The 25090-nt window shown below is 72.6% G+C and carries 19 protein-coding genes, 1 tRNA gene and 1 pseudogene; 18 read left to right on the top strand and 3 right to left on the bottom strand.

Annotated features, from left to right (window positions below; translation table 11 throughout):
* The 17 genes from ACFSBI_RS12085 to ACFSBI_RS12005 all read left to right on the top strand — a co-directional run.
* Positions 1–763 (top strand): PP-loop family protein (locus tag ACFSBI_RS12085; protein WP_377935260.1); only part of this gene is annotated, 763 nt, incomplete at its 5' end.
* A 1-nt stretch (position 764) separates the two neighbouring features.
* Positions 765–1328: a hypoxanthine phosphoribosyltransferase gene (gene hpt, locus ACFSBI_RS12080; RefSeq protein WP_377935259.1), complete on the top strand. Its 564-nt coding sequence runs from the start codon at positions 765–767 to the stop codon at positions 1326–1328.
* A gap of 143 nt (positions 1329–1471) precedes the next feature.
* A complete protein-coding gene (gene ftsH, locus ACFSBI_RS12075; RefSeq protein WP_377935257.1) occupies positions 1472–3496 on the top strand; it encodes an ATP-dependent zinc metalloprotease FtsH in 2025 nt (674 codons plus the stop codon).
* Between the two features lie 41 nt (positions 3497–3537).
* Positions 3538–4029, top strand: coding sequence for a DUF3180 domain-containing protein (locus ACFSBI_RS12070; RefSeq protein WP_377935256.1), 492 nt, complete (start codon positions 3538–3540; stop codon positions 4027–4029).
* Positions 4026–4520, top strand: a complete 495-nt coding sequence (locus ACFSBI_RS12065) for a PH domain-containing protein (protein WP_377935254.1) — start codon at positions 4026–4028, stop codon at positions 4518–4520. Before ACFSBI_RS12070 ends, ACFSBI_RS12065 begins: the two co-directional genes overlap by 4 nt.
* Positions 4517–6007, top strand: coding sequence for a PH domain-containing protein (locus ACFSBI_RS12060; protein WP_377935252.1), 1491 nt, complete (start codon positions 4517–4519; stop codon positions 6005–6007). The genes ACFSBI_RS12065 and ACFSBI_RS12060 overlap by 4 nt, the downstream gene beginning before the upstream one ends.
* The gene (locus ACFSBI_RS12055; RefSeq protein ID WP_377935250.1) at positions 6004–6711 is read left to right on the top strand and encodes a DUF2520 domain-containing protein; all 708 of its coding nucleotides are present in this window, start codon (positions 6004–6006) and stop codon (positions 6709–6711) included. The genes ACFSBI_RS12060 and ACFSBI_RS12055 overlap by 4 nt, the downstream gene beginning before the upstream one ends.
* Positions 6708–7544, top strand: a complete 837-nt coding sequence (panC, locus tag ACFSBI_RS12050; protein WP_377935248.1) for a pantoate--beta-alanine ligase — start codon at positions 6708–6710, stop codon at positions 7542–7544. The genes ACFSBI_RS12055 and panC overlap by 4 nt, the downstream gene beginning before the upstream one ends.
* A 17-nt stretch (positions 7545–7561) precedes the next feature.
* Entirely contained in the window at positions 7562–9046 is a 1485-nt protein-coding gene (gene lysS / locus ACFSBI_RS12045) for a lysine--tRNA ligase (protein ID WP_377935246.1), read from the top strand.
* A gap of 127 nt (positions 9047–9173) precedes the next feature.
* On the top strand, positions 9174–10289 hold the full coding sequence (locus ACFSBI_RS12040) for a serine hydrolase (RefSeq protein WP_377935244.1): 1116 nt from the start codon (positions 9174–9176) through the stop codon (positions 10287–10289).
* 28 nt (positions 10290–10317) lie between these two features.
* Positions 10318–12264, top strand: a complete 1947-nt coding sequence (gene nhaA, locus ACFSBI_RS12035) for a Na+/H+ antiporter NhaA (protein WP_377935242.1) — start codon at positions 10318–10320, stop codon at positions 12262–12264.
* A 39-nt stretch (positions 12265–12303) separates the two neighbouring features.
* Complete coding sequence (locus ACFSBI_RS12030; RefSeq protein ID WP_377935240.1) at positions 12304–12486, top strand: hypothetical protein; 183 nt, start codon at positions 12304–12306, stop codon at positions 12484–12486.
* A 133-nt stretch (positions 12487–12619) separates the two neighbouring features.
* Positions 12620–14005 carry a serine hydrolase gene (locus ACFSBI_RS12025; RefSeq protein WP_377935238.1) on the top strand — a complete coding sequence of 462 codons (1386 nt, stop codon included), beginning with the start codon at positions 12620–12622 and terminating at the stop codon, positions 14003–14005.
* 199 nt (positions 14006–14204) lie between these two features.
* Positions 14205–16694, top strand: a complete 2490-nt coding sequence (locus tag ACFSBI_RS12020) for an ATP-dependent Clp protease ATP-binding subunit (RefSeq protein ID WP_377935236.1) — start codon at positions 14205–14207, stop codon at positions 16692–16694.
* Positions 16695–16822: 128 nt separating this feature from the next.
* Positions 16823–17353, top strand: coding sequence for an amino-acid N-acetyltransferase (locus tag ACFSBI_RS12015; protein WP_377935234.1), 531 nt, complete (start codon positions 16823–16825; stop codon positions 17351–17353).
* Between the two features lie 70 nt (positions 17354–17423).
* Positions 17424–18176: an HAD family hydrolase gene (locus ACFSBI_RS12010; RefSeq protein ID WP_377935232.1), complete on the top strand. Its 753-nt coding sequence runs from the start codon at positions 17424–17426 to the stop codon at positions 18174–18176.
* Positions 18176–20647 (top strand): glycoside hydrolase family 65 protein, encoded by a 2472-nt coding sequence (locus tag ACFSBI_RS12005; protein ID WP_377935230.1) that lies wholly within the window; start codon positions 18176–18178, stop codon positions 20645–20647. Before ACFSBI_RS12010 ends, ACFSBI_RS12005 begins: the two co-directional genes overlap by 1 nt.
* 99 nt (positions 20648–20746) lie before the next feature.
* On the opposite strand, the gene radA is transcribed toward ACFSBI_RS12005, so the two are convergent.
* On the bottom strand, positions 20747–22078 hold the full coding sequence (gene radA, locus ACFSBI_RS12000) for a DNA repair protein RadA (protein WP_377935228.1): 1332 nt from the start codon (positions 22076–22078) through the stop codon (positions 20747–20749).
* Positions 22079–22307: 229 nt separating this feature from the next.
* Between radA and ACFSBI_RS11995 the strand changes: the two genes are divergently transcribed.
* Positions 22308–22397: transfer RNA gene (locus ACFSBI_RS11995), tRNA-Ser, on the top strand.
* A gap of 205 nt (positions 22398–22602) precedes the next feature.
* Here the strand turns inward: ACFSBI_RS11995 and ACFSBI_RS16275 are convergent.
* Positions 22603–23574 (bottom strand): annotated as a pseudogene (locus ACFSBI_RS16275) (tyrosine-type recombinase/integrase); the annotation flags it as partial.
* A gap of 462 nt (positions 23575–24036) precedes the next feature.
* Positions 24037–24954 carry a hypothetical protein gene (locus ACFSBI_RS11985; RefSeq protein ID WP_377935226.1) on the bottom strand — a complete coding sequence of 306 codons (918 nt, stop codon included), beginning with the start codon at positions 24952–24954 and terminating at the stop codon, positions 24037–24039.
* Positions 24955–25090: the final 136 nt, after the last annotated feature.

Raw genomic sequence — 25090 nt, 5'->3', positions numbered from 1 at the left:
CGCAGCGCAGGCGACGGCGCTCGGCCTCGATCCGGTGCTCGTCCGCCGCGTCGAGGTCGGCGACCGCGGCGGCCCCGAGGCCGCGGCCCGCGACGCGCGGCACGCGGCGTTCCGGGACGCGCTCGCCGGGACCGGCGCCACCCGCGTGCTGCTCGGGCACACGCTCGACGACCAGGCGGAGACCGTCCTGCTGGGGCTCGCGCGCGGCGCGGGGCCGGATTCCCTGAGCGGCATGCGCCTCGACACCCCGCCGCTGCTGCGCCCGCTGCTCGGGCTGCGGCGCGCGACCACGGTCGCCGCCTGCGCCGACCAGGGGCTCGAGGCCTGGGACGACCCGATGAACGCGGACGACCGCTTCCTGCGCGTGCGCCTGCGCGCCGCGGCGCTGCCCGCGCTGGAGGCCGCGCTCGGCCCGGGCGTCGCGGAGGCGCTCGCGCGCACCGCGGACCAGGTGCAGGAGGACGCGGCCGCGCTCGACGCGATCGCCGACGAGCTGGCGCCCGACCTCGCGGAGCTGGCGGAGCAGGGCATCGCGCTGCCCGTCCCCGCGCTCGCGGCGAACCCGGCGGCGCTACGGCACCGGCTGATCCGGCTCGCCGTCCTCGACGAGTTCGGCGTCGTGCTGACGCGCGCGCAGACCCTCGCCGTCGCGCGCCTCGTCACGGACTGGCACGGCCAGGGGGTGCTCGCCCTGCCCGGCGTTACGGTGGAGCGCATCGGGCGGCGGATCGAGTTCCGCGCCGCCTCGCAGGGGAGGGCCTGAGTTGGAGATCAGCGACGTCGCGGGCGACATCGAGTCGGTGCTGCTGACCGAGGAGCGGATCCGGGAGCGGATCGCGGAGCTCTGCCGCGAGATCGAGGCGGAGGACGCCGCGACGACGGACGGCACGCCGCTGCTGCTCGTCGGCGTGCTGAAGGGCGCCGTCATGGTGATGGCCGACCTCGCCCGCGAGCTGCGCATCCCCGTGCAGATGGACTGGATGGCCGTCAGCTCCTACGGCTCCTCGACGCAGTCCTCCGGCGTCGTCCGGATCCTGAAGGACCTCGACGCCGAGCTCGCCGGCCGGCGCGTGCTGATCGTCGAGGACATCCTCGACTCCGGCCTCACCCTGTCGTGGCTGGTCGAGAACCTGCGGTCGCGCGGCCCCGCGTCGGTGCGGGTGTGCACGCTGCTCCGCAAGCCCGAGGCGGTCAAGATCCGGGTCGACGTGCAGCACTGCGGCTTCGACATCCCGAACGAGTTCGTCATCGGGTACGGCCTCGACTACGCGGAGCGGTACCGCAACCTGCGCGACGTCGCGGTGCTCGCCCCGCACGTCTACGCGTAGCCGCGTGCGGCGGCCCGGACCTGCACGTCGGGGCCCCGAAGCCTGAATCGCGGCCATGAACCCCCTGTGGGAGGCCGTTCGGCGTCCCCCTGGGGCGAACAGGCCCTGATCGGCGCAGTGGCGCGGGTTACCCTTCTCGCACTATGGACTTCAAGCGCATCTTCCGCGGTCCTCTCGTCTACATCGTCATCGCGATCGTCGTCGTCTGGATCGGGTCGACCCTGCTCACCGGCACGGGGTTCCGCACCATCTCGACGGACAAGGGGCTGCAGTACCTCGCGAACGGCGACGTGCAGAGCGCGAAGATCGTCGACACCGAGAACCGCGTCGACCTCGTCCTGAAGGACGGCAAGGGCGGCGCGGACGGGCAGAACGTCCAGTTCAGCTTCGTCACGCCCCGCGGGCCCGACATCGTGCAGGCGGTGGACCAGGCCGCGGCGGCGAACTCCGACTTCACCTACAACGACGAGGTGCCGCAGCCGAACTGGCTGCTGTCGCTCGGCGGGATCCTGCTGCCGATCCTGATCTTCGGCGTCATCATCTGGTTCCTCATGTCCTCGATGCAGGGCGGCGGCAACCGCGTCATGCAGTTCGGCAAGTCGCGCGCCAAGCTCGTGTCGAAGGAGACCCCGAAGGTCACGTTCAAGGACGTGGCGGGCAGCGACGAGGCGATCGAGGAGCTCGGGGAGATCAAGGACTTCCTCAAGGAGCCCGCGAAGTTCCAGGCCGTCGGCGCCCGCATCCCGAAGGGCGTGCTGCTGTACGGCCCTCCGGGCACCGGCAAGACGCTGCTCGCCCGCGCGGTCGCCGGCGAGGCGGGCGTGCCCTTCTACTCGATCTCCGGCTCGGACTTCGTCGAGATGTTCGTCGGCGTGGGCGCCTCCCGCGTCCGCGACCTGTTCGACCAGGCGAAGCAGAACGCGCCGGCGATCATCTTCGTCGACGAGATCGACGCGGTCGGCCGTCACCGCGGCGCCGGCATGGGCGGCGGGCACGACGAGCGCGAGCAGACGCTGAACCAGCTGCTCGTCGAGATGGACGGCTTCGACGTCAAGACGAACGTCATCCTGATCGCCGCGACGAACCGCCCCGACATCCTCGACCCCGCGCTGCTGCGCCCGGGCCGCTTCGACCGCCAGATCGGCGTCGACGCGCCCGACCTGAAGGGCCGCCAGCGCATCCTCGAGGTGCACAGCAAGGGCAAGCCGCTCGCGGCGGGCGTCGACCTCGAGATCCTCGCGCGCAAGACGCCGGGCTTCACCGGCGCCGACCTCGCGAACGTACTGAACGAGGCCGCGCTGCTCACGGCGCGCAGCAACGCGCAGCTGATCGACAACCGGGCCCTCGACGAGGCCGTGGACCGCGTCATCGCCGGTCCCCAGCGCCGCACGCGGGTGATGAAGGACCAGGAGAAGCTCATCACCGCGTACCACGAGGGCGGCCACGCCCTGGTGGCGGCGAGCCTCAACCACACCGACCCGGTGACGAAGATCACGATCCTGCCCCGCGGCCGGGCCCTCGGCTACACGATGGTGCTGCCGCTCGAGGACAAGTACTCCGTCACCCGCAACGAGCTGCTCGACCAGCTGGCGTACGCGATGGGCGGTCGCGTCGCCGAGGAGATCGTGTTCCACGACCCGACCTCCGGCGCGAGCAACGACATCGAGAAGGCGACCGGGACCGCGCGTCGCATGGTCACCGAGTTCGGGATGAGCGCGCTCATCGGCTCGGTGAAGCTCGGCGCCTCGTCCGGCGAGATGTTCCTCGGCCGCGACATGGGGCAGCAGCGCGACTACTCCGACGAGCTGGCGCAGCAGGTGGACAAGGAGGTGCGCACGCTCATCGAGTCGGCGCACGACGAGGCCTACCAGCTGCTCATCGAGAACCGCGCGGTGCTCGACCGCCTGGCGACGGCGCTGCTCGAGAAGGAGACGCTCGACCAGAACGAGCTGGTGGACATCTTCGCCGACGTGAAGAAGCTGCCCCCGCGCCCGCAGTGGCTCTCGAGCGACCGCCGGCCCGTGTCGGACCTGCCGGCCGTGCAGGTGCCGCGGCCGAAGGCGCCGATCGACTCGGGTGCCGTCGACGGGGGCGTCGACTCCGACGGCGGCACCGCTCCGGGCCGCAAGCGCGCCCCGCGCATCAAGCCGCGCCCCGCCACGGCGTGACGGTGGGCGGACCGCCTCGCGGCGCGCGGGCCTGACCGCCCGTGCGCCGCACCAGCGCCGCGCTGCTGCTCGGCCTCGCCGTCGCGGGCGGGGCCGTCGGCTGGCTGCTGCAGGTCGCCCTCGCCTCGGCGGGGCGGCCGGTCTTCGTCCCGCCGGTCGGCACGTGGGCCGTCCTCTACGTCATCGCCGTCGCGGTCGTGCTCGTCGCGCTGCCCGTGCGCCGGAGCGTGCACGCCGGCCGCGCCGGTCGTCCGCACCGCCATCGCGTCGACCCCTTCTACGCGATGCGCGCCCTGATGCTCGCGAAGGCCTCGAGCATCCTCGGCGCCTTCGCGCTCGGCATGGGGCTCGCGCTCGTCGGCTACGCGGTCTCGCGCACCGGGGACATCGAGACGCCCGCGTTCTGGCCCTCGGCGCTCCTCGGGCTGGGCGGGCTCGTCATGATGGTGGCGGGACTCGTCGCCGAGTCCTGGTGCCGCATCCCGCCCGAGGACCGCACGGACCTCCAGAGGACAGGAGCCCCGACCCGATGAGCAGGCGCGGGCTGGAGGCGGGCATCACGGGGTGGCAGCGGGTCTCGAACCGGCTCATCGCCGTGCGGCTCGTCGGCACGGCGGTCGGCGCCGTGGTCGGCCTGGCGGTCGGGATCGGGATCCTGGTGCTGTTCGGCCCCACCACGTGGGTCGGCTGGATCGTGGTCGGGGTCGTGGGCCTGAACGCGCTGATCCAGGCGGTGCTCACGCCCCGCGGGGTGAGGTCCATCGGCTGGGTGCTGCGGGAGGACGACCTGGTCGTGCGCCGCGGCCTGCTGCTCAGCCGGCTCGTCGCCGTGCCCTACGGCCGGATGCAGCTGGTCGACGTGAACCGCGGCCCGGTCGCGCAGCTGCTCGGGCTGGCGGAGCTGCGGCTCGTGACGGCGGCCGCGGCGTCCGACGTCACGCTGCCGGGCCTGCCCGAGGCGGAGGCGATCCGGCTGCGGGACGCGCTGGTCGAGCGCGCCGAGGAACGCCGCGTGGGCCTGTGAGCGCCGCGGCGGCTCCGGCCCTGCGCTTCACCGACGGCGAGTGGCACCGCCTGCACCCGGCGACGCCGCTGCTGCGCGGCGGCATCTGGCTCCTCGCCGTCGTGTTCTGGCTCGCCGCGAACCTGCGCGAGCGGTTGATCGGCTGGATCTTCCGGCTGCCGGACGTCGGCGACGACCCGCTCGACGAGCTCGGGCGCTACCACCTCTTCGGCTGGGCCGCCCTCGTCGTGCTGGCGGTCGTGGCGGTGGCCGTCGGCCTGTTCTGGCTGTCCTGGCGGGCCAGCGCCTTCCGCATCGACGCGGAGGACGTGACGGTGCGCAACGGGCTGCTGCTGCGCACCGTCCGCACGGCGAAGCTCGACCGCATCCAGGGCGTCACGATCAGCCGTCCGGTGCTCGCCCGGGTGCTCGGGGCGGCGCGGATGGAGCTGGAGGTCGCCGGCCAGAACGCGAACGTGCGGCTGGAGTACCTGACCTCGGCCGCGGCGGAGGAGCTGCGCCGGGAGGTGCTGCGGCTCGCGTCCGGCCGGCACGCCGCCGCGAGCGGGGAGCCCGGGGACGAGCACGCGGGCACGACGCCCGAGCAGGCGATCCTCGCCGAGGACGGCCCGAGCGTCGTCCGGGTCACCCCCGGCAGGGCGGTCGGCTCGGTGCTGCTGTCGAACGCGACGGTGATGCTCGTCGTGGTCGTCGTGGCGCTCCTCGTCGCGGGCGCGGCCGGCGACTTCGCGCCGCTCGCGGGGTTCTCCGCCTTCCCGTTCATCATCGCCTCGGTGACGGTCGCGATCCGGCGGATCGGCCGCAACCTCCGCTACTCGATCGTCTCGACGCCCGACGGGGTGCGGATCGCCTCCGGCGTCGTCAGCACGCGGACCGAGGCGGTCCCGCCGGGGCGCGTGCACGCGCTGCGCATCGAGCAGCCGCTGCTCTGGCGGCCGGCCGGGTGGTGGCGCCTGTCGGTGAACCGCGCCGGTCACGAGCGGGGGCGCCAGGCGCAGGCCGTCGAGACGTCGCTCGCTCCGGTCGCGACGCTGGCGGAGGTGCGCGAGCTCGTGCCGCTGCTCGTGCCCGACCTGGCCGAGCGGCCCGACCTGCTGCTCGCGGGGCTCACCGGCCGGGGCGACGGCGAGGACTTCACGCCCGCGCCGCGCCGCGCCCGCTGGCTGCGCCCCGTCGCGTGGCGGCGCACCGGGTTCCGGCTGACGGGGGCCTCCCTGCTCTCCCGCGGCGGCGTGCTGCGCCGGGAGCTGGTCGTGGTCCCGCAGGCCCGGATGCAGAGCGTGTCGGTCAGCCAGCGGCTGCTCGAGCGGGCGCTCGACGTCGCGAGCGTGCACCCGCACGTGGTCGCCGGCCCGGTGGGCACGAAGATGCGGCTGATCGACCGCGCGCGGGCCGAGGCGCTCTTCCTCGAGCTGGCCGAGGCCGGCACCGCGGCGCGGGCGGCCGACGTCTCGCACCGGTGGGCGGCCCCGGACGCCGCGCGATGAGACCCGCCGGACGGCTCGGGGTCGGGGTCCTCGGCGCCGGGCGCGTCGGCTGCGTGCTGGGCGCGGCCCTCGGCGGCGCGGGCCACGCGCTCACCGGGGTGACGGCCGTCTCGGCGGCGGCCCGCGACCGCGTGGACGCGATGCTGCCGGGGGTGCCGGTGCTGAGCACGCCCGACCTCGTGGAGCGCAGCGAGCTGGTGCTCGTCGCCGTGCCGGACGCGGAGCTCCCCGGCCTCGTGCAGGGCCTCGCGGACGCCGGGGTGTGGGTCGCCGGCCAGCTGGTCGTGCACACCGCGCCGGGGTTCGGCACCGACGTGCTGCTGCCGGCGGTCGGCCGGGGCGCGATCCCCGTCGCGCTGTCGCCCGCGATGGCGTTCACCGGCACGAGCATTGACCTGGTCCGGCTGCGCGAGAGCCGCTGCGCGGTGACCGCGCCGGGCCCGGTGCTGCCGATCGGGCAGGCGCTCGCGGTCGAGCTGGGCTGCGAGCCGGTGCTGGTCGCGGAGGAGGACCGGCCCGCCTGGGGCGACGCGCTCGGCGCGGCCGTGGCGCCTGTCGAGGAGGCCGTGCGCGCCGCCGCCGAGCGGCTCGGCGCCCTCGGGGTGGAGGACCCGGACGCCGTCCTCGGGCCCGTGCTGAGGTCCGCCCTGGAACGATCGCTCCTCGGCGCCCGACGCGCGGGCGCCGGCGGAGGTGACGCATGACGACGACGGTGACGACGATCGCCGGGCTCCGGGAGCGGCTGGCGGCCACCCCGGGCGCCCGCGTGGCGCTCGTGCCGACCATGGGCGCGCTGCACGCCGGGCACCTCGCGCTGGTGGCCCGCGCCCGCGAGATCGCGGACGTCGTGGTCGTCAGCGTGTTCGTGAACCCGCTGCAGTTCGGGCGGGGGGAGGACCTGGAGCGGTACCCCCGCGACCTCGCCGCCGACGAGGCGCTGCTGGAGGGGGCGGGCGCGGACCTCGTCTTCGCGCCGCCGCCCGAGGAGGTCTACCCGGAGGGCGAGCCGCAGGTGCGGGTGACGGCGGGTCCGGTCGGCGCGCTGTACGAGGGCGCGGTGCGGCCCGGGCACTTCGACGGGGTGCTGACGGTGGTGCTGAAGCTGCTGCACGTCGCCGGCCCGGACGCGGTGGTGTTCGGGCAGAAGGACGCGCAGCAGGTGTTCCTCGTGCGCCGGATGGTCGCGGACCTCGACGTGCCCGTGCGGGTCGAGGTCGTCGGGATCGTGCGGGAGGACGACGGGCTCGCGATGTCCAGCCGCAACCGGTACCTCGACGCCGCGCACCGCCGGCTCGCCCGCGGGGTGCCCGCGGCGCTCGACGCGGCGGAGGCGGCACGTGCCGACGGCACGGACGCGATGGTGGACGCGGCGGGGCGCGCGCTCGGTGCGGACGCGGCGCTCGACTACCTCGCGGTGGTCGATCCGGAGTCGTTCCTGCCCGTGCCGCCCGGCTATCGTGGGCCCGCCCTCGTGCTCGTCGCCGCCCGCGTGGGCGGGACGCGGCTGATCGACAACCGCAGCGTCCCTCTCGGCTGACGGCGACGGAGGACCACGTGACCGACGAGACGCGCACCGACGACACCAGCGAGCAGCGCGAGGTCCGCCTCGGCAAGCGCGCCCGGCTGCTCGAGCGCGGGGAGCAGGCCTACCCCGTCGGCGTCCCGGTCACGGACGGGATCGGCGCGGTCCGGTCGCGGCACGAGGGGCTCGAGGCGGACGTCGCGACGGGCGAGCGGGTCGGCGTCGCGGGCCGGATCGTGCACCTCCGGAACACCGGCAAGCTCTGCTTCGCGGCGCTGCAGGCCGGCGACGGCGAGCGGATCCAGGCGATGGTGAGCCTCGACGCGGTGGGGGAGCAGTCGCTGGCGGACTGGAAGGCCGACGTCGACCTGGGGGACCAGCTGTTCGTGTCCGGCGAGGTCATCACCTCCCGCCGCGGCGAGCTGTCGATCCGGGTCGAGCAGTGGCGCATCGCGGCGAAGGCGCTGCTGCCGCTGCCGAACCTGCACGCCGAGCTGAGCGAGGAGACGCGGGTCCGCAACCGCTACCTCGACCTGATCGCACGGCCCGCCGCGCGCGACATGGTGCGCACCCGCTCGACGGCGGTCGCGTCGATGCGCGCGACGTTCGCGGCGCGGGGCTACCTCGAGCTGGAGACCCCGATGCTGCAGGTGCAGCACGGCGGCGCGTCGGCGCGGCCCTTCGTGACGCGCTCCAACGCCTTCGACACCGACCTCTACCTGCGCATCGCGCCGGAGCTGTTCCTCAAGCGCGCGGTGGTCGGCGGGCTCGAGCGCGTCTTCGAGATCAACCGCAACTTCCGCAACGAGGGAGCCGACTCCACGCATTCGCCGGAGTTCGCGATGCTCGAGTCGTACGAGGCGTACAGCGACTACCACGGGATCGCGGCGCTGACGCAGGACCTCGTGCAGCAGGCGGCGCTCGCCGTCGGCGGGTCGACGACGGTCACCTGGACGGACGGCACCGAGTTCGACCTCGGCGGCGAGTGGGACCGCATCGCGATGTACCCGTCGCTGTCCGAGGCGGCGGGCGTCGAGATCACCCCCGAGACCCCGCTCGACGAGCTGCGCGCCCTCGCGGACCGGCTCGAGATCGAGGTGGCGCACCCGATCCGCGGCAAGTACGTCGAGGAGCTGTGGGAGCACTTCGTCAAGCCGACGCTGTCCCGCCCGACCTTCGTCCTCGACTTCCCGGTGGACACCTCGCCGCTGGTGCGCGACCACCGCTCGCAGCCGGGGGTCGTGGAGAAGTGGGACCTGTACGTCCGCGGCTTCGAGCTCGCGACCGGCTACTCCGAGCTCACCGACCCGGTCGTGCAGCGGCAGCGGTTCGTCGAGCAGGCCCGCCTCGCCGCGGGCGGCGACCCCGAGGCGATGCGGATCGACGAGGAGTTCCTCCGCGCGCTCGAGTTCGGCATGCCGCCGACCGGCGGCCTCGGCATGGGGGTCGACCGCCTGCTGATGGCGCTGACCGGCGAGGGCATCCGCGAGACGATCCTCTTCCCCCTCGTGAAGTAGGGCCGCTCGCTCCGCACCGGGCGTGATCGGCGGATCCGGGCGTGCTCGGACGGCGGATCCCGCCCGCATCCGCCGGAGTCGCCCGGATCCGGCAGGCGGCGGGTCCCGGGGCGCCTAGCCTCCCTGGATGCGGAGCGAGGCGAGCGGGCGCAGTCGCGGGCGACGTCTGGTGATCGTCGCCGGCATCCTGCTCGCGGCGACCGCGCTGGCGGGCTGCACGGCGGTGCAGGACGTCGCGCCGTCCGTCGCTCCGGCGCCCACCGCCCCGCCCGTGCGCTCGCCGTCGCCCTCGCCGACGGTGACGATCCCGCCCGCTCCTGTGTCGGAGGCGCAGCTGGGCCGCCGTGTCCGGGGGCTGCTCCGGTCGCTGCCCGGCGACTACGCGGTCGACGTGCAGGAGCTCGACGGCGACCGGCACGCGCTGCGGATCGACGCGGACGAGCCGCACGAACCCGCCTCCACCTCCAAGGTCTTCGTCGCCTTCGCCGTGCTGCACCGGGTGGACCGGGGTGCGCTCGCGCTCGACGACCGGCTGGACAACGGCCTCGAGGTGCAGGAGTGCCTGCGCGCGATGCTGCAGGTGTCGAACAACGAGTGCTCCGTGGGGCTGCAGCAGGCGATCGGCGCCCCCGGGTTCAGCGGCGTCGTGCGCGCCGCGGGCTTCGAGGACACGGCCGTCGCGTACGGCGACGGGCAGGCGAACCTGACCACCGCGAGCGACGTCTCCGACCTCATGGCCCGGCTGGCGCGCGGCGACCTGCTGTCGCCCGGTTCGACGGCGCTGATGGTCGACCTGCTGGAGCGGCAGGTGTGGCGCGAGGCGATCCCCCAGGGGCTGCCGAAAGGGGTGCGCCAGGCGTCGAAGCCGGGGACCCTCCTGCCCTCGACCGGCTTCGTGCAGACCGACACGGCGATCGTCTGGGGATCCCGGACCCGCTACGTGCTCACGGTGCTCGGGTCGCGCGGCGCCACGATCGAGGGGATCAGCCGCATCTCCCGCGCCGTCCACGAGGCGCTGCAGGGGCCGGTGGACGACCCGTTCGTCTACGACCGGCAGCAGCTGGTGACGACCACGGACACCGCGCTGCGGGCCGACGGCGCCGGCACGACCGTCCTCGCGGTGCTGCCGGCCGGCACGCCGGCCGAGGTGCTGACCAGCGTGCGCGACTGGTGGCTCGTTCGCGCCGACGGCCGGGAGGGCTGGGTGCAGCAGGGCGACCTCGCCCTGCGCGGCCTCGCCTGAGGACCGTCCGCGGTCCTAGCCTGGCCGGGTGACGGCCGTGCTCACCGGACTCCGGGAGCGGCTCGCGCCGCGGCGGCGCAGTCGCAACCCCTGGTTCGACACCGACCCCACCGAGCGCCGCAGCGCCGTCCTGCTGCTCGTCGGCACCGCGCTCGCACTCCTCTGGGCCAACCTGCCGCTCGGCGGCGGGTACACGGAGTTCTGGCGGACGCCGCTCTCCATCGCGTTCGGCGACACCGCGATCGACCTCACCTTCCGCGAGGCCGTGAACGACGGGCTGATGACCCTCTTCTTCTTCGTCGTCGGCCTGGAGGTGAAGGGCGAGATCCGCGTCGGCGAGCTGCGGGACCCGCGGCGCGCGGTCATCCCGATGGCCGCCGCAGCGCTCGGCGTCGCGGTGCCGGCGCTGGTCTTCGTCGCCGTCAACGCGGGGCAGCCGCACGTGGGCGCCTGGGGCGTCGTCATCTCGACCGACACCGCCTTCCTCGTCGGCGCGCTCGCGCTCGTCGGTCCGCGGCTCGGCCAGCGCCTGCGCGTCTTCCTCCTCACGCTCGCCGTCGTCGACGACGTCGGCGCGCTGCTCGTCATCGCGATCGTCTACACCGGCGGCGTGCGGCCGGTGCCGCTGCTCGTCGCGGCGGTGCTGCTCTCCCTCCAGCTGCTCGTCCGGTTCCTGAAGGCGGGACGCGGCCCGGCGACGCTCGTGATCGGCGTCGGCAGCTGGGTCGCGCTCTATGCGGCCGGCGTGCACCCGACGCTCGCCGGCGTCGCGCTCGCGCTGCTCGTGCCCGCGTACTCCCCGCGACCGCGCAGCGTGCAGCGGCTGGCAGAGGTGGTGCGGGCGTTCCAGCAGTCGCCGAACTCCGACTACGCCATCCGCACCCGCGACACGCTGCGCGCCTCGATCTCGCCGAACGAGCGGCTGCGTGCCGCCTTCGGCCCCTACGTCTCCTACCTGATCCTCCCCGTCTTCGCGCTCGCGAACGCGGGCGTGCGGCTCGACGGCGAGGTCGTGGGCGAGGCGCTCGCCTCCCCGCTCTTCTGGGGCATCGTCGCCGGGCTCGCGCTCGGCAAGCCGCTCGGCATCACGGGCGGCACGCTGCTGATGCGGCGCACCGGGCTCGGCAGCCTGGCGCCCGGCCTCACGATGGGGCGCATCGCCGGCGGCGGGCTGCTGTCCGGCATCGGGTTCACGATCTCGCTGTTCATCGTCGAGCTCGCGGTCGGGCCGGAGCGCGACGCCGAGATCGCCCGCTTCGGGGTGCTCGTCGCCTCGACGGCGGCCTTCGCGCTCGGCGCGGTCTGGTTCCGGGTGCTCGACCGGGTGCAGCCGCCCGACCCGGTGCTGATCAAGCTGCTGCGCCCCTTCGACCCGGAGCGCGATCACTACGTCGGCCCGGCGGACGCGCCGAGCGTCCTGGTCGAGTACGGCGACTACGAGTGCCCGTTCTGCAGCCGGGCGACGGCCGCGATCGACGAGGTGCGCGCGCACTACGGCGACCGGCTCGTCCACGTCTGGCGGCACCTGCCGCTCCGCGACGTGCACCCGCACGCGGTGGCGGCCGCGTACGCGTCGGAGGCCGTGGCGCTGCAGACCTCGGGCGCCGGGGACCACCGCCACGACGCCTTCACCCGGTCGCTGTTCGCGCATCAGGACGCGCTCGAGCAGCAGGACATCGAGGGGTACGTGCGCGATGCCGGGTTCGACGTCGAGCGCTTCCGCGAGGACGTGGTCGGCCGCCGGGTGGCGCAGCGGGTGCAGGAGGACGTCGACGACGCGGTCGAGATGGACCTGCACTCGACGCCGACCTTCTTCATCGACGGCAAGCGGCGCTCCGGCGCCTACGACGCGCAGAGCCTGATCGAGGCGATCGACCTCTCGCGCCGCCTGCGGGACGAGCGGGACGAGCGGGCCGCTGCGGACCGCTCGGACGGCGAGGACGAGGCCGCGGAGCCGGCACCGGCGGGTCGCTGACGGCACGCGTCCCCGCTGCCGCGGACGTACCCTGGTGACGTGGGCGGATGGAGCACGGGGCTGTGGGCGCTGGTGCCCACGATCTGCGTCGCGCTGCTGTTCTGGTTCGTGATGCGCGCGATCCTCCGCGCCGACCGGACGGAGCGCGAGACGCAGGCGCGGATCGAGGCCGAGGAGGACGCCCGCCTGCTCGCCGACGCCGAGCGCGACCGGCACGCCTGAGCCCGGGGGATCCGGGGCACCCGTGACAGTCGCACCCGGAGTGGGACGCCGTCGCTGCTCGCGCCGCCCGCGCGGGCCCGCCATCCTCGTGCCGCGGCCGGGTCGGGGGACCTCGGCCGCTCGAGGGGGACCCGTGCGCCGTGCGCTGACCGCATCCGTGCTCGCCGCCGCGCTGACGCTGGGAGGCGTCGCGCCGGCATTCGCCGAAGGGACGGACCCCGGCGCGTCGGCCGGTGCGCCGACAGCGGCACCGACGTCGCCGGCGCCCGACGCCTCGCCGTCCGCATCGCCCTCCGCGTCGCCCTCCGCACCGGTGCTGACCGCCCCGCCGGCGCCGACGGTCTCGGGACGGTTCCGCGACGGCTCGACGGTGCGCGTCGCCGTCGACGGGCTGCGCTGGGGCGGCACCCCGGACGCCGTGCGGGTGCAGTGGCAGCGCGACGGGAAGGACATCGCGGGCGCCACGGGCGCCTCCTACGCGCTGCGCGCCGCCGACGTCGACCGGAAGGTGCGCGCGCGGATCACGGCGACCGCGGGAGACGCATCCGTCGCGGCGACCACGAAGGCGAGGACCGTCGAGCCGGGCGTCACGTCGGAGCAGCGGCTGAAGAGCCGGCTGCAGGCGCTGCTGAAGACGCTGCCCGGCCGCTACACCCTCGAGGTGGCGGAGCTGGACGGCGGCCGCCGTCACGTCGCGGTGGCCGCGACGCAGCACCGGGAGCCCGCCAGCGTGTTCAAGCTGTTCGTCGCCTACGGCGTCTACACGCGGATCGACCGCGGGCAGCTGCGCTACACCGACCGCCTCGCCTCCGGCCTCACGGTCCGGTCCTGCCTGCGGGCGATGATCGAGCCGTCGGACAACTACTGCGCCACGGACCTGCGGCTGAAGATCGGGACCGGGTGGCTGAACGGGCTGCTGCACTCCCACGGGCTGACGGGCACCACGTTCTGGTACGACGGCCGGCGCACGAAGACGACGACGACCGCGGACGTCACGACCGTGCTGGAGCGCCTCGCCCGCGGCGAGCTGCTGTCGAAGGCGTCCACCGCCGCGATGCTGCGCCAGCTCGAGACCCAGGTGTGGCGGGAGGCGATCCCGCCGGGGCTGCCCGACGGCGTGCGGCAGGCGTCGAAGTGCGGGACGCTCTGGACGTCGACGGGGATGGTGCAGACCGACTCCGCGATCGTGTGGGGCAAGCGCTCCCGCTACGTGCTCACCGTGATGGGGTCGAACGGGGCCACCATCCCGTCCATCACGAAGATCTCGAAGGCCGTGTACCGCGAGCTGCAGGGGCCGAGCGGCAAGGCGTTCGTGTACGACCGTCAGCAGATGCGGGCGACCGGGTCGCTCGTGCTCACGCAGTCGGTGTCGCCGGGCAGCCGCGTGCTCGGCCGTTACGGCGCCGGCACCAAGGTGGAGGTCGTCGACTCGCTCCGCACGCGCTACCTCGTCCGCATCGCGGGCCGCACGGGCTGGATCGACAACACGCACCTCACCCTGCGCCACAAGATCCTGTAGCGCCGAGGCGCTCCAGGAGCGCCTCCTTCGGCCGCGACACGGCGGGAGGGGGCGCGGACGCGACGCGGCGTCAGCCCCCGGCGAACAGGCACCGGGTGGGCAGCGACCGCGCCGTAGCCTCGATGCAGACGCCGGCGGGGTCCGTCGGCGTCGGCAACCGTCGCCCGGTCCCGTCCGGGCAGCACTGAGGGAGCACAGCATGTTCGAGCGCTTCACCGATCGAGCCCGCCGAGTCGTCGTCCTGGCCCAGGAAGAGGCCAAGATGCTCAACCACAACTACATCGGGACCGAGCACATCCTGCTCGGCCTGATCCACGAGGGCGAGGGCGTCGCTGCGAAGGCGCTCGAGTCCCTCGGCATCTCGCTGGACGCCGTCCGCGAGCAGGTCCAGGACATCATCGGCCAGGGCCAGCAGCAGCCGACCGGCCACATCCCCTTCACGCCCCGTGCGAAGAAGGTGCTCGAGCTGTCGCTGCGCGAGGCGCTGCAGCTCGGCCACAACTACATCGGCACCGAGCACATCCTGCTCGGCCTGATCCGCGAGGGCGAGGGCGTCGCCGCCCAGGTGCTCGTGAAGCTGGGCGCCGATCTCAACCGGGTCCGTCAGCAGGTCATCCAGCTGCTCTCCGGCTACCAGGGCAAGGAGCAGGTCGCGGTCGGCGGCGAGGCCCAGCAGCAGGCGCAGGGCTCGCAGATCCTCGACCAGTTCGGGCGCAACCTCACGCAGGCCGCGCGCGACGGCAAGCTCGACCCGGTCATCGGGCGCGAGAAGGAGATCGAGCGGGTCATGCAGATCCTGTCCCGCCGCTCCAAGAACAATCCGGTGCTCATCGGGGAGCCCGGCGTCGGCAAGACCGCCGTCGTCGAGGGCCTCGCGCAGGCGATCGTCCGCGGCGACGTGCCGGAGACGCTGAAGGACAAGCAGCTCTACACGCTCGACCTCGGCTCGCTGATCGCCGGGTCCCGCTACCGCGGCGACTTCGAGGAGCGCCTGAAGAAGGTGACGAAGGAGATCCGCACCCGCGGCGACATCATCACCTTCATCGACGAGATCCACACGCTCGTCGGCGCGGGTGCCGCGGAGGGCGCGATCGACGCCGCCAGCATCCTCAAGCCGCTGCTGGCGCGCGGCGAGCTGCAGACCATCGGCGCCACCACGCTCGACGAGTACCGCAAGCACTTCGAGAAGGACGCCGCGCTCGAGCGCCGCTTCCAGCCGATCCAGGTGCAGGAGCCGAGCCTCCCGCACGCGATCAACATCCTGAAGGGCCTGCGCGACCGCTACGAGGCGCACCACAAGGTGTCGATCACCGACGGCGCGATCGTCGCCGCGGCGAACCTCGCCGACCGGTACATCTCCGACCGGTTCCTGCCGGACAAGGCGATCGACCTGATCGACGAGGCGGGCGCCCGGCTCCGGCTGAGCATCCTGTCCGCGCCGCCCGAGCTGCGCGAGTTCGACGAGAAGATCTCGCTCGTCCGCGCCGCCAAGGAGGCCGCGATCGAGGACCAGGACTTCGAGAAGGCCGCGGGCCTCCGCGACGAGGAGAAGAACCTCCTCGGCGAGCGCCTGCGCCTCGAGAAGCAGTGGCGCGCGGGTGACGTGAAGCACACCGCCGAGGTCGACGAGGGCCTGATCGCCGAGGTGCTCGCGCAGGCGACCGGCATCCCGGTGTTCAAGCTGACCGAGGAGGAGTCGAGCCGGCTCATCTTCATGGAGAAGGCGCTGCACGAGCGCGTCGTCGGCCAGGAGGAGGCCATCAGCGTCCTCGCCAAGACGATCCGCCGCACCCGTGCCGGCCTGAAGGACCCGAAGCGGCCGTCCGGCTCGTTCATCTTCGCCGGCCCCACCGGCGTCGGGAAGACGGAGCTGGCCAAGGCGCTCGCCGAGTTCCTGTTCGACGACGAGAACGCGCTGATCTCCCTCGACATGTCGGAGTACGGCGAGAAGCACACCGTCTCCCGCCTGTTCGGCGCCCCTCCCGGGTTCGTCGGCTTCGAGGAGGGCGGCCAGCTGACCGAGAAGGTCCGCCGCAAGCCGTTCTCCGTGGTGCTCTTCGACGAGATCGAGAAGGCCCACCCGGACATCTTCAACTCGCTGCTGCAGATCCTGGAGGAGGGGCGGCTGACCGACGGTCAGGGCCGCGTCGTCGACTTCAAGAACACCGTCATCATCATGACGACGAACCTCGGCACCGCGCAGATCTCCGGCGGCCCCGTCGGCTTCGTCGCCGAGGGCGACGTGTCGACGAACTACGACCGCATGCGGGCGAAGGTGAACGAGGAGCTGAAGCGCCACTTCAAGCCCGAGTTCCTGAACCGCGTCGACGAGATGATCGTGTTCCCGCAGCTGACCAAGCCGGAGCTGCTCGAGATCGTCGACCTGTTCGTGAAGCGCCTCGGCGCCCGGATGCTGGACCGCGACATGACGGTCGAGCTGACGGTGCCCGCCAAGGAGCGGCTGATCGAGGTCGGGTTCGACCCGGCGCTCGGCGCCCGGCCGCTGCGCCGCGCGGTGCAGCACGAGGTCGAGGACCGGCTGAGCGAGAAGATCCTGCACGGCGAGCTGAACGCGGGCGACCACGTGCACGTCGACTACCGCGACGGCGAGTTCGTCTTCACGACGACGGCGCGCGGCGAGGAGCTCGTCGGCGCCGGCGCCGCGGGGGAGCTCACCGCGGGCGAGTAGCGCTCCGCGGCACGACAGGAGGCCCGGTCCCGTTCGCGGGGCCGGGCCTCCTGTCGTTCCATCGTGTAGGCGGATCGCCTGCCACAGCGGCGATCCGCCTACAAGATGTCGGCTGGAAGACTGAGGGGATGCAGTTCCACGTCCGTCGTGCCCGCGTGATGGACGTGCCCGAGATCCAGCGGCTCGTGTCGCCGCTCGTGGAGCGGCGGATCCTGCTCGGCAAGGACTCCGCGGTGCTCTACGGCGCGGTGCAGGAGTTCCGCATCGCGGAGGCCGAGGACGGCACGGTCATCGGCTGCGGAGCGCTCCACGTCATGTGGGACGACCTGGCGGAGGTCCGCACCCTCGCCGCAGACACGACCTGGCGCCGTCGCGGTGTGGGGCATGCGCTGCTCGACGCGCTCGAGGACGACGCCGTCGCGCTGGGCGTCGACAAGCTGTTCTGCCTCACCTTCGAGGTCCCGTTCTTCTCCGCCCACGGGTACGCGCCCGTCGGCGAGGGGATCGTCGGCCCCGACGTCGTCGCCGAGCTCGCCCGGTCCGGCGACGAGGGCGTCGCGGAGTTCCTCGACCTCGCCCGCGTGAAGCCCAACACGCTTGGCAACACCCGCATGCTCAAGGTGCTGCAGGCAGGCGCTGGACGCCCGTCGTCCGATTAGGCTGCACGCGCGGCCTGCAGCGGGCCGCCCCGCTGGTGCACCGGGTACCGCTGTCGAGGCAGGGAGTGGCGTGAGCGATCACCGCCTGGCGTTCTTCGACGCCTCCGCCGTCCTGTTCGATCTCGACGGCGTGGTCACCCCGACCGCCGAGGTGCACATGCGGGCGTGGAAGCGGACCTTCCAGGACCTGTTCGACGAGCGCGACGTCACCCCCGGGTACACGGAGGACGACTACTTCCAGCACCTCGACGGCCGGCCCCGCTACGAGGGCGTCGCCGCGCTGCTCGAGTCGCGCGGCATCGACCTGCCGTGGGGCTCGCCCGAGGACGCGGACGACGCCGACACCGTCTGCGGCATCGGCAACCGCAAGAACGCGGTCTTCTCCGCGCTGCTCGAGCAGGAGGGCATCGCGGCCTACCCCGGCACGCTCGCCGTGCTCGACCGGCTCGGCGCGGCAGGCACGCCGGTCGCGATCGTCTCGAGCTCGAAGAACGCGGTCGGGGTGCTCGCCGCCGCGAACCTCGCCGACCGGTTCCCCGTCGTCGTCGACGGCGTCGTGGCGGCGGAGCAGGGGCTGCCCGGCAAGCCGCGGCCCGACATCTTCCTGGAGGGCGCGCGCCGACTGCACGTCGAGCCCGCCCGCGCCGTGGTGGTCGAGGACGCGATCTCCGGCGTGCAGGCCGGCGCCGCCGGCGGCTTCGGCCTGGTGGTCGGCGTCGACCGCGGCGTCGGGGCGGACGAGCTCTCCGGTGCGGGTGCCGGGCTGGTCGTGCAGGACCTCGCCGAGCTGCTGACCGCGTCCGACGAAGGGGCACACGTCTGATGGACCGCGACCGCTTCCCCGTCGACGAGTGGAAGCTCGTCGAGCGCATTTACTCCGAGGAGAAGCTGGGCCTCAGCGAGACGATCTTCACCGTCGCGAACGGCTACCTCGGCATGCGCGGCAACAGCTCCGAGGGCCGCAACGCGCACGAGCACGGCACCTTCATCAACGGGTTCCACGAGGTGTGGCCGATCCGGCACGCGGAGCAGGCGTACGGCTTCGCGGAGGTCGGCCAGACCATCGTCAACGTGCCCGACACCAAGGTGCTGCGGCTCTACGTCGACGACGAGCCGCTCGTGCTCGACATCGCCGAGCTGCTCACCTTCGAGCGCGAGCTCGACTTCCGCGACGGCGTGCTGCGGCGCGAGCTCCTCTGGCTCACGCCGTCGGGCAAGCGGGTGCGGGTGAAGTCGACCCGCATGGTGTCCTTCGTCGAGCGCCACCTCGCGGTGATGAGCTTCGAGGTCGTCGTCGAGAACGCGAACGCGACGGTCGTCGTCTCCAGCCAGGTCCTGAACCGCCAGGACGGCGAGGACGAGTTCGGCCGCACCTCCCAGAGCGGGGCCGGCGGGTTCGACCCGCGCCGGGCGGAGCGGCTCGCGGAGCGGGTGCTGCAGCCGGTGGAGCACTGGCAGCACGAGGACCGCAGCGTGCTCAGCTACCGGGTGACGCACTCCCACATGACGCTGTCGGTGATGGTCGACCACGTGATCGAGACCGAGAACGAGGTGCAGCGCCGCGCCTCGATCAGCCCCGACATCGCGAAGAACGTCTACCAGGTGCGCGCGCGGGCGGGTGTCCCGGTGAAGATCACGAAGATCGCGGCCTACCACTCCTCGCGCTCAGTGCCCCCGCGCGAGCTGATCGACCGCGGCCAGCGGCTGCTCGATCGCGTGCTCGAGAACGGCGTCGAGGAGCAGTACGCCCTGCAGCGCGAATGGCTCGACGCCTACTGGGACCGCAGCGACGTCGAGGTGCCGGGGCAGCCCGCCACGCAGCAGGCGATCCGCTGGAACCTGTTCATGCTCGCCCAGGCATCGGCGCGCGCGGACTCCCTCGGCGTGCCCGCGAAGGGCGTCACCGGCAGCGGCTACAGCGGCCACTACTTCTGGGACACCGAGATCTACGTGATGCCCTTCCTCACGTACACCTCGCCGCTGTTCGCCCGCAACGCGCTGAAGATGCGCGAGCGGATGCTGCCCGCCGCGAGGCGGCGGGCGCGGCAGCTCAACGAGGGCGGCGCCCTCTTCCCGTGGCGCACCATCAGCGGCGAGGAGGCCAGCGCCTACTACGCCGCGGGTACCGCGCAGTACCACATCAACGCCGACGTCACCTACGCCGTCGCGAAGTACGTGCGGGCGACGGGCGACACCGACTACCTGGCGCGCGGCGCCATCGACATCGTCGTGGAGACCGCCCGGCTCTGGACGACCCTCGGCTTCTGGCGGCGCACGCACGGCACCTCGTTCCACATCCACGGGGTGACCGGCCCGGACGAGTACACGACAGTCGTGAACGACAACCTGTTCACGAACGTGATGGCCCGCTTCAACCTGCGGTACGCCGCGGAGAGCGTGCGGATCGTCGCGGACCAGTTCCCCGAGGCGTACGCCCGCATGGTCGACCGCGTCGGCTTCGACGAGTCGGAGATCGGCGAGTGGGAGCGCGCCGCCGAGGCCATGGTGGTGCCGTACTCGAAGGCGTTCGACATCCACCCGCAGGACGCGCACTTCCTCGACCGCGAGGTCTGGGACCTCGAGAACACGCCGAAGGACAAGCTGCCGCTGCTGCTGCACTTCCACCCGCTCGTCATCTACCGCTTCCAGGTGCTGAAGCAGGCGGACGTCGTGCTCGCGCTGTTCCTGCTGTCGGACGAGTTCTCGGACGAGATGAAGCGCAGCGACTTCGACTACTACGACCCGCTGACGACCGGCGACTCGACCCTGTCCGCGGTGGTGCAGTCGATCATCGCGGCGGAGATCGGGTACCGCGAGCTGGCGATGGAGTACTTCGACCACGCCCTCTTCGTGGACCTCGACGACCTGCACAGCAACGCCAGCGACGGCGTGCACGTCGCCTCGACCGGCGGCGTGTGGAGCGCGCTTGTCTACGGGTTCGGCGGGATGCGAGACGGCGGCGGTCACCTGACCTTCGACCCGCGGCTGCCGGCCGACTGGCCCGAGCTGCGCTTCCGCATCCGCTGGCAGGGCAGCCGGCTGCTCGTCACGGTGCGGGCGGACGTGCTGGCGATCGAGGTGCTGGCGGGCGACGACGTCGACCTCGCGGTCCGTGGCGAGCGGCACACGGCCACGCGCGACGCGGTGCTGCGGGTGCCGCTGGTGGGCCAGGGCCCCGACCTGCCGGGCAGGCCGACCGTGGCGCAGTTCGCGCAGACCCGCCGCGACGACGGCTCGCTGATGACCGCGAGCATCCCGATCGTCCCGGACTGGGACCCGGACGAGGACCTCTAGCCCCCGCGGCCGCCGCCCGCCCGCCCCGCCGGTCGCGCCGTACCGCTGGTCGAGGTGCGACGGAGGAGCCTCGAGACCACCCCGGCTCGCGGAAGCGGATCAGCGCGGCGCGATGGCCGCGATGATCGCGTCGCGCAGCGTGGCGAGGTCGGGCCCGAGCAGCGTGCCGAAGCCGAGGCGCTTCGCCTCCGACTCCCGACGCGCCGCCTGGACGATGGGCCGGATCTCGCCGGCGAGGCTGATCTCGCCGCACACCGCGATGTCGCCGCGGATCGGCACCTGCGTGGTCGCGGAGCCGAGCGCGAGCGCGATGGCGAGGTCGGTCGCCGGCTCGGTCAGCCGCACCCCGCCGACCGTGGACACGTAGACGTCGTGCTGCGACAGGTCGACCCCGCCGTGCCGCTGCAGCACGGCGAGCAGCATCGCCACGCGGCTGCTGTCCACGCCGTTCACGACGCGGCGCGGTGACGGCGCGCTCGTCTTCACGACGAGCGCCTGCACCTCGACCGGGATCGCACGTCGGCCCTCGAGCGCCAGCGTGACGCAGGTGCCGGCCTCCGTGCCGATGGCCCGGGAGAGGAACAGACCGCTCGGGTCGGCCACCCCGGCGATGCCCTCTCCCGACATCTCGAAGCAGCCGACCTCGTCCGTCGGACCGAAGCGGTTCTTGATCGCGCGGACGAATCGCAGCGGCGTGCCGCGATCCCCCTCGAAGTGGCAGACGACGTCGACGAGGTGCTCGAGCACGCGCGGCCCGGCGATCTGCCCGTCCTTCGTGACGTGCCCGACGAGCAGCACGGGGACGTTCCGCTCCTTCGCGACGCGGGTCAGCGACGCCGCGACCTCCCGCACCTGCCCCGGACCGCCCGCGAAGCCGGTCGTCTCCGCCGACGACACGGTCTGCACGGAGTCGACGATGACGAGGTCCGGCTCCACCTGGTCGATCTGGCCGAGCACGACGGCGAGGTCGGTCTCCGCAGAGAGGTAGAGCGTGGGGGAGAGGGCGCCGGTGCGCTCGGCACGCAGCCGCACCTGGCCGGGCGACTCCTCGGCGCTGATGTAGAGCACGCGGGCGCCCGCGGCGGCGACGTGCGCCGCGACGGCGAGCAGCAGCGTGCTCTTGCCGACGCCCGGCTCGCCGGACAGCAGGATCACCGAGCCCGGCACGACCCCGCCGCCGAGCACGCGGTCGAGCTCGCCCTCGCCCGTCGGTCGCCGCGCGACCGAGTCGAGCGGCACCTCGCCGATGGGGGTGGCGCGACGCGTCAGCGGCACGACCGCCGCCTGCACGCGGCCGACGGCCGCCTCCGCCTCCTGCACCGTGCCCCAGCCCTGGCACTCGGCGCAGCGGCCGACCCACTTGGCCGTCCGCCAGCCGCACTCGGCGCAGCGGAAGCCGGGGGAGGCGGGGCGGGAGCGGGAGGCCGGCATGGCTCGAAGATATGTGCGCCCTCCGACACCGGCGTCGACCGCCGCGCGGCCGCTGCTCGTCCGCTCGCCCGCCCGCGCGAGCGAGATGCGGTCGTCAGGTGCAGTTGCGGTGCCGCGGTGCGCCGCAACTGCACCTGACGACCGCACCGGCACCGATTCGTCGCGCCGCATCGACGCAGCGCGGATGTCCTGCATGAGCCGCTGCGCAGGACCCCGTACAATCGATCCCGGTGGCGTGTCCGAGCGGCCGAAGGAGCATGTCTCGAAAACATGTGATGGTGCAAGCCATCCGTGGGTTCAAATCCCACCGCCACCGCCAGTACTGAACCCCCGCGATCCCCGGAACTTCGAGGATCGAGGGGGTTCAGACTTTTCTCAGGTGCGCGGTCTGCCCACACTTTGCCCACACTTGTGCGAGCCAATCCCTCATTAAGCCGCCCCGCCACTAGGTCGAGGTCGTCGTCGAACAGGTCGGCGTAGACATCGAGGGTCATCGCCGCGGAGGCGTGCCCGAGCATCCGCTGGACCGCCTTCACGTTCGCGCCGGACTGGATCGCGAGGCTCGCGGCGGTGTGCCGGAGATCGTGTGGGGTCATCCGTGGGATGCCAGCCCGGCGGACCGCCTGACTGAACCAGCCTCGGCTCGACTCGTCCGTCCGGGTGCGCCGGAGGTAGCCGCCGTCCTCGGCGGTGAAGACGAGCTGCTCGGCGCTCTTGCCGGCGCATTGCGCCATGAGCGCGGGGCCGAGCAACGCGGGGAACGGCACCGCGCGGCGCTTGTGGGTCTTCGGCGTGCCCACCTCGATCCGATCAGCGACCTCGACCGCGTTCACCGTCACGTTGATACGCCGTCGACCGAGATCGATGTCCTGCACCCGCAAACCGACCGCTTCGCCCCAGCGGAGTCCGCAGTACGCGAGCACCAGAACGAACGTGCGCTTGTCCCCGCACTCCAGCGCGAGGTCGCTCACCTGCTCGTGGGTCAGGTACATGTGCGCCTTCTTCCCCTTCCGTGGCATCTTCACGCCGCGAGCCGGGTTCGACGAGATCCGCCGATCTCGAGCGGCGACGTCGAGGATCGACGCGAGCACGCCATGCGCGCGCATCACGGTCGTCGCGCTGCGATCCGTGCTGATCTCGGCGACCCACTCCTGCACGTCGCTGTACCGGACGGCCGACACGGGCGTGGTGCCCCACCGCGGCTCGACGTAGAGCCGCCACGCGATCTCGACGGGCCGGACGGACGAGGGTTTGAGGTGGGTCTGGAAGCGCAGCCACGCCGCCCCGAGTACGCCGATCGTCTCGCGCGCGGCCGTCGCGTCGACGAACTCTCCACGGGCCATCGCCACCTGCACCGAAGCGAGGAACAGCTCTGCCTCCCGCTTCGTGCGGAATCCGCGCTTGTCCGTCTGCGAGCGATCCGGCTTCCGGTACCGGACCCGGTACCGCTTCCCCGCCGCTGTCTCGTACGCCGATATCGCAGCCAAGCCCCACATCCCCTCGCGTCACGACTCATCGCACGGCGATCCACCCGTCACTCAGCCGATCGCATCACCGCTCTCCGACACTCCCCGCTCCTCGCTCAATCCACCACTCGTCGTCATCTCACCTGACGTTCTCTCTCCGCGCTCTCCGCTCTGTCCCGCCCCCTCCTCTCCCTGCTCCGCTCCCTTCCCCCACACCCCTTCTCCTCCGCCTTCTGAACTCTCGCCGCCTTGCCCTGTCCTGGCCTGCCACCTGTACTCCCGAACCACCCACACACAACTGCTCTTGCTCTTCAAGTTGTGTGTGGGTGGTTCGGGAGCGGCGCCAGCCGAGGTGGCAGGCCAGGACAGGGCAAGACGCTCGAAACCCCTCGCAAGACCCCTCGTGGTCGACGAGGCGCCTTACGAGGGGTGTGGCGAGGCGCTGATGCGGCGTCGCGCTGGACGACCGCCGCTTTAATTCGCTGCAGGAGTTCACGCGGCTCGTGGCGGAGGCGGAGGCGGAAACCCTGCCGGGACGACGAACTCGACCGCTGGATTATCGCCGAGCTGAGCGACTCGCCGGAGTACGTGCCAGGGAAGAAGGAGACCTGCCTCGACTGCGGAGTTGAGAAGCGATGGTCGCGCTGTGAGGAAGGCCCGAGAGACCCCCGGCTCGCTCGAGTGCTGGTACTCGACGGAGGAAGCGAGGATCGATCTCGATGCAGATGGGTGGGTGAGCCCGCTGACGGTGCGCCAGAGTCCGTGGGCGTGATTGGGGTCGATGCCAAGAGACGGCGCAGTCTGAGCCATGAGCGGGCCGAAGCCAGGCAGCCCAAGTTCGACGGCTGCGCGCGTTATAGAAGTCGCGTCCATGGCGCCGCGAAGTGCCGCCTTGCGGCGGCGCACGTGCTTCGTGTTCTCGCGACGCAACCGGTTCTTCCCCGCGACGTCCTCACGGGAATCGCTGTCACGGAACTCTGTGAAAGCCAGCGCGAGGTTGTCGTCGCTGACGATGTCGTCCCAGCGCGCTCGGAAAAGCCGTTCAAGGCGCTGATCCCGCGCATCCGGCATTAGAACCCACATCGCGAGCGCGCCGGCTTCCATCGCCGTCCTGAGGAGCGGAAACGGGGCGGACATGAGCAGCCGCACCCCGTTCACGTCTGCCGGATCCTGCAGGACGAACTGCGCCCCCAGAAGCGCGTCGAGCGACAGTGCGAGGCAGTGCCCCACGAGATGACTCACCTGGTACGGCCGTGCTGACTGATCATCTAGCGCTAGTTCTGATCCGGGTCGGGCGAGGTCGAAGCGCGCTTCCCGTTCGTGCGCCTCGAGTTCGAGGATCAGCTTGAGGCGGTGACCGAGGCGCTGCAGGCCCAGCAAATCTGCCTCCGCCCGCGCTTTGTCGTCCACGAGGCAGAGTCTTGTGGATTGTGCTGACATGTCATGGAGCACGAGGGAGGGACAGCCGCATCCCGACGCCTGCTCCCGAGATGTTGCGCCCATGAAGGTCCACTGTTTCTGACGTCCTGTCGCTGCCGAGTCGCAG

Origin of the sequence: Amnibacterium endophyticum (assembly GCF_042680685.1) — a bacterium.
Lineage (GTDB): Bacteria > Actinomycetota > Actinomycetes > Actinomycetales > Microbacteriaceae > Amnibacterium > Amnibacterium endophyticum.
The sequence above is the reverse complement of the archived record's forward strand: the minus strand, read 5'-3'. Positions and strand labels throughout refer to the sequence as shown.